Below are 6,997 nucleotides of genomic sequence, written 5' to 3'. Positions count from 1 at the left end.
CCCAAAACGACCTCGACACCGTCGCGATCCAACTCAACGGCCGCCCCCGACAGACCCTCGGATGGGACACTCCCGCCGAAGCCCTTGATCGACTACTACTTGCACCGACCCCATGAAACCGCCAAGATCGAATTGACGCAAACCTCTTGATCAACCCGGCCAGGCGGTCCCCTCGGGCCAGGCGGTCCCCTCGGGCCAGGCGGTCCCGTCGGGCCAGGCGGTCCCGTCGGGCCAGGCGGTCCCGCCGGACCAGGGTGACTCCACCTGGGCCGGCGGGTCGGGGTGGGTCAGATGACCTGGAGGGTGGTGCAGAGCCAGTTGCCCCGGCGGTGCTCAAGACGCAGGGCCATCGCCCAGCTCCGACTGCCGCCGGTGACCACGGCGGCCACCTCGACCGCCGCCGGCCGCGGCTGGCACACCCGCAGCCGGCGCAGGTGCACGGCGGGCCGGGTGGAGCGGCGGCGTACCGGCGGGGTGCGGGCGGCGGCGCGGGCGAGCTGCTCGGCCACCTCGACGGTGCGCCCCGGCTCGACCAGGGCCCGGATCTGGCCGGGCGGCCGGTAGCCGTTGAGGATCTCCAGGCAGGTGCCGACGAACCGGTGGGCGGCCCGGGTCGCCTCGGGGGTGGTGGTGGCGGGCGGCGGCAGGGGCGGGGCGGCCGGGTGCCCGGGGCGGGGTCGGGGATCGGGCCGCCGGCCGGTGGGTCGGCCGGCGGCGGGCCGACCCGTGCCGAACAGGTCGAGGGCGAGCTGGCCGGGTGGCCGGGGCCAGAGATCCGGCACCTCGTCGACGTAGGGCGGGTCGGTGACGGGGGCCGGGCGTAACCGGATCGGCGGTCGGGTCGGCCCCGGACGGCGGGAGTCGGCCATCGTTGCCCCTCGTTCTGTGCGTTTGCCTTCGTTTGCTTCCGACAGCGTCGATTGTCGGGCACGGCAACGCCCAGGGTCAATGGCTCAGCGGGATGGTCCGGTCACTCCGGGTCGCGGTCGGTGAGCGGGTTGCCGCGTACCCACTCGGCGGTCTCGGCGTACTTGAGCTGGATGTACTCCTCCAGCCGGGCCCGCTCCACCCGCCACTGCCCCCGTCCACCGATCTTGATGGCGGGCAGCTCGCCGCTGCGTACCATGTGGTAGACCTGCGAGTCCGACACGTTCAGCTCGGCGGCCACGTCGGAGAGCAGGAGAAACCTCGGCTCCACGGAAACCCCTCGGCTTGGCGTCGTTCGGCCCAGTTTGCCACCGACAGCCTTCCCCGCCCAGCACCGCCCGTCGACTGGTGCGGCGGCTTCCCCCGGGGCGGTGCGCGGTGTATGACGGTCTGGACGTACGGCATGATCGGCGTTCGGGGCGGCCGTCCGCCGCCCCGGTGAGCGGAAACGACCAGGGGAGACGACGGTGGGCGACGAGCTGGTCCGGGTGTACGTGCCGGCGACCGTGCCGATGCTGGCCCTGCTGCGGAAGCGGGGGCTGCCGGCCAGCGGCGGCCACGCGGTCACCCCCGCCCTGCGCGAGTGGTACGCCGAGGGCGACGAGGAGGAGCTGGAGTACGTCGCCTTCACCCGGGCCGCCCAGGATGCCCTGCAACTGCTGCGGGAGGACGCCGACGCGCCCCGTCGCCGGGTCGTGGTGTCGGTGGACCTGCCCGCCGGCCGCGTCGGCCGGGGTGACGGTGAGCTGGGTTCCAGCGTGGTCGACCTCGACGGGCCGCTGCCGGCGTCGGCGGTGGCCGCGCTGCACGTGGACGGGGCCGAGGCGGTCGGGGACGTGGCCGCCGCCGTGGACGTGGTGGTCGAGGCGCTCGGCGGTGACCCGGACGCCCAGTTCACGGTGGACGGGGCCGAGGACCACGAGCTGGAGTGGTACGACCCGTCCGAGTGGGAACTGCTGCTGCGTAGCGTGTCCTGAGCGGGGCCGGGCCGGATCAGTCCTCGGCGGGGTCCGCCGGGTCGTCGTCGCGCGGGGTCGGGCCGAGGGTGCGGCCGAAGAGGACGACGGTGGTCAACGCGCCGACGAAGAGCACCCAGATGCCGTTGTCGATCCGCGAGGTGCCCATGCTGGTCTGGGCCACCGCGTCCGCCTCGCTCAGCGCGCCCGCCAGGTCCAGCAGGGTCCGCCCGCCGATCCGGATGATCACCTCGGTGAGCAGCAGGAGCAGACCGGGCCCGGCCCCGGCGAGCAGGTAGGCCGGCCAGCGCGGGGCCGTGGCGTCCGGGGCGTGCCGGATGGCCCGGCGGCGGGCCCAGGTGAGGTAGCCGAAGGCGAGCAGCCCGGCCACCAGCCCGCCGAGCAGCGACTCGGTGCGGGAGACCCACTTCGCGGCGCCGACCAGCGACGCCTGGGAGTCGCCGGCCCCGAACAGGTCGAACAGCGGGTCCCGGGCCTGGCTGAACAGCACCACGAACAGCAGCGTGCCGAGGGCGGCGGTGACCACCGCGCCGACCGGGGCCGGGGTACGTGCCCCGGCCAGCGCCCCACCGATGATGGCCGCCGCCGCGCTGGTGCCGGCGATGGTGTTGGTGGTGGCGTTGTCGGCGTACGTCAGGTTGATCGCCAGTGCGGTGCCCAGCCCGACCAGCATGCCGGCTCCGATCGCCGCCGCGAAGCGCAGCGCGGCCCGGTCGCCGAGCCGGCGGGCGGCCAGCTCGCTCGCGGCCAGCGCGACGGCCGCCCCGGCGACCAGGGCGGCGGAGATCACCCCGGGCAGGGCGAAGGCGGACAGCGTGATCGCGGTGAGGCCGACCGCCGCCGAGTGGATCGCCTCCCGGGTGGACCAGAGCATCGCCGCCAGCCAGCCGAGGGCCAGCACCGCCAGCACGGGCGTGCCCGGGGCGTACCCGGTGCGCCCGGCCGGCTGCTCCGGCGACCGGTCGATGGACTCGGCCGTCGAGCTGCCGGGCTGGTTGCTCATCGTCTCCCCTTCGACACCGCGCCACCCCGGCACCGGGACGGGCCTCACCCTCGCGCGAACCAGCGTACGCGGACGGGCCGGACCGCCCCGGCCTGGGCGTGCCGGCTCCCGGCCGGCCCGGGAGCCGGGCGCGGCGGGGCCGCCCGGGACGCCGCGCCGACGAGCCGGGGCGTGCCGGCGGACCGACCCGGCCGGTCGGTACCGGTCCACCCTGTCTTTCTTCGTTCGGATGGCACTTCTGCTGGGGAATCGTCACCGAACAGCTGGTGCCCGCCTCGTGATCCACGGTGTGGGGCGGGCGGGGCGTGAGTCCCGCGAGCCGGGCGTGGGAGAATCGCCGGAGGTCCCGCCGCCGCGATCAGCTACCCCGCGCGGTGTCCGGCGTCCGGCCGTCCGGTCGGTGCCTGCGGGTCCGATTTCGCCGCCGCTGTCGAGATCGCCCAGGAGCCTGTGATGGACGCCGTGTTCTCCGTACCCGAGCCGCGCAACGAGCCGGTACGCACCTACGAGCCGGGCAGCGCCGACCGGGAGCGACTGGAGCGGCGGCTGACCGAGCTGGCCGCCGACCGGATCGACCTGCCGATGACCATCGCCGGTGAGCAGCGGATGGCCGGCGGTGACCCGATCGACGTGGTCCAGCCGCACCGGCACGCACACGTCCTCGGGGTCACCGGTCACGCCACCCACGACGACGCCCGCGCCGCCGTGCGGGCCGCCAAGGACGCCGCGCCGATGTGGCGGGCGCTGCCGTTCGAGGAACGCGCCGCGGTCTTCCTGCGCGCCGCCGAGCTGCTGGCCGGCCCGTGGCGGGACACCCTCAACGCGGCCACCATGCTCGGCCAGTCCAAGACCGCCGTCCAGGCCGAGATCGACGCGGCCTGCGAGTTCATCGACTTCCTCCGGTTCAACGTGCACTTCGCCCGGGAACTGCTGGCCGCCCAGCCGAACTCGTCGCCGGGGGTGTGGAACCGGTTCGACCACCGCCCCCTGGAGGGCTTCGTCTACGCGGTGACCCCGTTCAACTTCACCGCGATCGCCGGCAACCTGCCGTCCGCGCCGGCCCTGCTCGGCAACACCGTGGTCTGGAAGCCGGGCCCCACCCAGCAGTTCGCGGCGCATTTCACCATGCGGCTGTTCGAGGCGGCCGGCCTGCCCCCCGGTGTGATCAACATGGTCACCGGGCGGGGCGAGGAGGTCTCCGACGTGGTGCTCGCCGACCCGGACCTGGCCGGCATCCACTTCACCGGCTCCACCAAGGTCTTCCAGCAGTTGTGGCGCACGGTCGGCGAGAACATCGCCTCCTACCGGGGCTACCCCCGGCTGGTCGGGGAGACCGGCGGCAAGGACTTCGTCGTCGCGCACACCAGCGCCGACGTGGACGCCCTGCACACCGCGCTGATCCGGGGCGCCTACGAGTACCAGGGCCAGAAATGCTCGGCCGCCTCGCGGGCGTACGTGCCCCGGTCGCTGTGGGAGGGCGGCCTGCGGGACCGGCTGGCCGCCACCGCCGACGCGTTGACGTACGGCGACGTGACCGATTTCGGCAACTTCGGCGGCGCGGTGATCGACGCCCGCGCGTTCGACAGGCACACCGCCGCGCTGGAGCTGATCGGCGGGGACGACAGTTGCCGGGTGCTCGCCGGCGGCACCGCCGACGACACGGTCGGGTGGTTCGTCCGACCGACCCTGTTCGAGTGTGCCGACCCGGCCCACGAGACGTTCACCACCGAGTACTTCGGGCCGATCCTCGGCGTGCACGTCTTCGACGACGCCCGGTTCGACGACGTGGTCGCCCAGGCCGAGTCGATCGCCCCGTACGCGCTGACCGGGTCGGTCTTCGCCACCGACCGCCGGGTGATCGACGCGGTGGCCGAGAAGATGCGGTACGCGGCAGGCAACTTCTACGTCAACGACAAGCCGACCGGGGCGGTGGTCGGGCAGCAACCGTTCGGGGGTGCGCGGGCCAGCGGCACCAACGACAAGGCCGGCTCGTGGCACAACCTGGTCCGCTGGATGTCCCCCCGGACCATCAAGGAGACGTTCGTGCCGCCGACCGACCACACGTACCCGCACATGGGCTGAACCGGCGACGGCCGGCGGTGGCGTGCGACGACGTCCCCGCCGGCCGGGCCCGCCCGACCCGGCGACGGGCCGGCACGCCCTGCGCGGTCGGGTCCGGGGCGGCGGTCGGGGGTGGTCCTGGGAGCACTGTCGTCGGCCGACAGTGCACATTGGAAATCCTCCCGGGTGGCAAATCCGGAAATCCTGGACGCCGGGACGGCAAAGTGGCAGCTTAGAGGGCATGGCGGATTCCGGAGTCAACCCCACCGCGGCGGCCCTGCTGGGTCTGTTGCACGAGGGGCCGATGACAGGTGGCCAACTGATGGCCGCCGCTGAGCGCCGACTGGCGCCGTACTGGTCGATGACACGCAGCCAGGTCTACCGTGAGTTGCCGGTGCTGGCTGAGCGTGGTTTCGTGCGGCTGGGCAAGCCCGGGCCGCGGATGAGTCAACCCTACGCGATAACCGCGGCCGGCAAGCGGACCTTCTCCCGCTGGCTGGCGGAGAATCCCGGTCGGGACACCATCCGCAACCCGATCGCCCTGCGGATCGCGTTCGGCAACCTGCACTCGGCCAGCCAGCTCAAGAACCTCTACACCTCAGCCAACGAATATCACACCGAGGCCCTCGCGTACGTCCGCGAACAGGTCAAGACCGCCAAGAAGGAGGGCGACGAGTACGACGCCAGCGCGCTGGAGTTCGCCGTCGCCTACCACAAGGCCGCGCTGTCCTGGCTCAAGACCGCCCCGGTCGGCTGATCATCCGCCCTGGTAGGTGGTGTGACGTGAGCGGACCGCCGCACGCACAGTACCCTTGTCTGTCGTGACCGCTGCCGATTACGCCGAACAGCTCAAGGAACTCGACGCGACCCTGCGCAACATCGAGGCGGTGCTCGACCTCGACCGTCTGCGGGAGGAGAAGGCCCGGCTGGAGGAGCAGGCGTCCGCGCCGGACCTCTGGGACGACCAGGCCAAGGCACAGCAGGTGACCTCGCAGTTGTCGTACGTCAACGGCGAGATCAGCAAGCTGGGCAGCCTGCGTTCCGGGCTCGACGACGCCCGGGTGCTGCTGGAGCTGGCCGAGGACGAGGCCGACTCCGGGGTGCTGGGCGAGGTCGAGTCCGAGATCGCCACGCTGACCAAGGCCATCCAGGAGATGGAGGTCCGCACCCTGCTCTCCGGCGAGTACGACTCCCGGGAGGCGCTGGTCGCCATCCGGGCGGGCGCCGGTGGGGTCGACGCGGCCGACTTCGCCGAGATGCTGCTGCGGATGTACCTGCGCTGGGCCGAGCGGCACGGCTACCCGACGGAGGTCTACGAGACCTCGTACGCCGAGGAGGCGGGCCTCAAGTCCGCCACCTTCACCGTCAAGGTGCCGTACGCCTACGGCACGCTCAGCGTCGAGTCGGGTACCCACCGGCTGGTCCGGATCAGCCCGTTCGACAACCAGGGCCGCCGGCAGACCAGCTTTGCCGGCGTGGAGGTGCTGCCGGTCACCGAGCAGACCGACCACATCGACATCCCGGAGAACGAGATCCGGGTGGACGTCTACCGGTCGTCCGGGCCAGGTGGGCAGAGCGTCAACACCACCGACTCGGCGGTGCGGCTCACCCACATCCCCACCGGCATCGTGGTGACCTGCCAGAACGAGAAGTCCCAGCTACAGAACAAGGCCTCCGCGATGCGGGTGCTCCAGTCCCGGCTGCTGGAGCGCAAGCGGCAGGAGGAGGAGGCGAAGCTGGCCGGCCTGAAGTCCGGCAGCACCAGCTCCTGGGGCGACCAGATGCGCTCGTACGTCCTGCACCCCTATCAGATGGTGAAGGATCTGCGAACCGAGCAGGAGACCGGCAATCCGTCCTCGGTCTTCGACGGCGAGTTGGACAGCTTCCTCGAAGCCGGCATCCGCTGGCGTAAGCAGCAGCAGCTCGCCAACGACGCTGCGTGATCGAACGTGAACGGGGCGCGTCGTCGATCCCGGGTTGACCGGGCGAATCGATGACGCGCCCCGCATCGGCGGGGCGTGCCACTTGG

General features: G+C 72.5%; 7 protein-coding genes and 1 pseudogene. 5 read left to right on the top strand and 3 right to left on the bottom strand.

Going from position 1 to position 6,997, the window contains the following annotated elements:
* Positions 1–116 (top strand): annotated as a pseudogene (locus JQX11_RS33710) (IS30 family transposase); the annotation flags it as partial.
* A 171-nt stretch (positions 117–287) separates the two neighbouring features.
* On the opposite strand, the gene JQX11_RS24630 reads toward JQX11_RS33710, so the two are convergent.
* Complete coding sequence (locus tag JQX11_RS24630; protein WP_204927323.1) at positions 288–869, bottom strand: Rv3235 family protein; 582 nt, start codon at positions 867–869, stop codon at positions 288–290.
* A gap of 101 nt (positions 870–970) precedes the next feature.
* Positions 971–1,198 carry a helix-turn-helix domain-containing protein gene (locus JQX11_RS24625; RefSeq protein WP_067306191.1) on the bottom strand — a complete coding sequence of 76 codons (228 nt, stop codon included), beginning with the start codon at positions 1,196–1,198 and terminating at the stop codon, positions 971–973.
* Between the two features lie 196 nt (positions 1,199–1,394).
* On the opposite strand from JQX11_RS24625, the gene JQX11_RS24620 reads away from it, so the two are divergent.
* The gene (locus JQX11_RS24620; RefSeq protein ID WP_204927322.1) at positions 1,395–1,904 is read left to right on the top strand and encodes a DUF6912 family protein; all 510 of its coding nucleotides are present in this window, start codon (positions 1,395–1,397) and stop codon (positions 1,902–1,904) included.
* A gap of 16 nt (positions 1,905–1,920) precedes the next feature.
* Here the strand turns inward: JQX11_RS24620 and JQX11_RS24615 are convergent, their stop codons facing one another.
* On the bottom strand, positions 1,921–2,907 hold the full coding sequence (locus tag JQX11_RS24615) for a hypothetical protein (RefSeq protein WP_204927321.1): 987 nt from the start codon (positions 2,905–2,907) through the stop codon (positions 1,921–1,923).
* Between the two features lie 453 nt (positions 2,908–3,360).
* Between JQX11_RS24615 and pruA the strand changes: the two genes are divergently transcribed.
* From pruA to prfB, 3 genes are all read left to right on the top strand, one after another.
* Positions 3,361–4,989: an L-glutamate gamma-semialdehyde dehydrogenase gene (gene pruA, locus JQX11_RS24610; protein ID WP_204927320.1), complete on the top strand. Its 1,629-nt coding sequence runs from the start codon at positions 3,361–3,363 to the stop codon at positions 4,987–4,989.
* 220 nt (positions 4,990–5,209) lie between these two features.
* Entirely contained in the window at positions 5,210–5,725 is a 516-nt protein-coding gene (locus tag JQX11_RS24605; RefSeq protein ID WP_145918036.1) for a PadR family transcriptional regulator, read from the top strand.
* Between the two features lie 64 nt (positions 5,726–5,789).
* Positions 5,790–6,911 carry a peptide chain release factor 2 gene (gene prfB / locus JQX11_RS24600; RefSeq protein ID WP_204927319.1) on the top strand — a complete coding sequence of 374 codons (1,122 nt, stop codon included), beginning with the start codon at positions 5,790–5,792 and terminating at the stop codon, positions 6,909–6,911.
* The last annotated feature ends 86 nt before the right edge of the window (positions 6,912–6,997 follow it).

This window comes from Micromonospora humida, assembly GCF_016901255.1.
Taxonomy (GTDB): domain Bacteria; phylum Actinomycetota; class Actinomycetes; order Mycobacteriales; family Micromonosporaceae; genus Micromonospora; species Micromonospora wenchangensis.
This window is presented reverse-complemented; position numbering and strand designations above follow the sequence as displayed.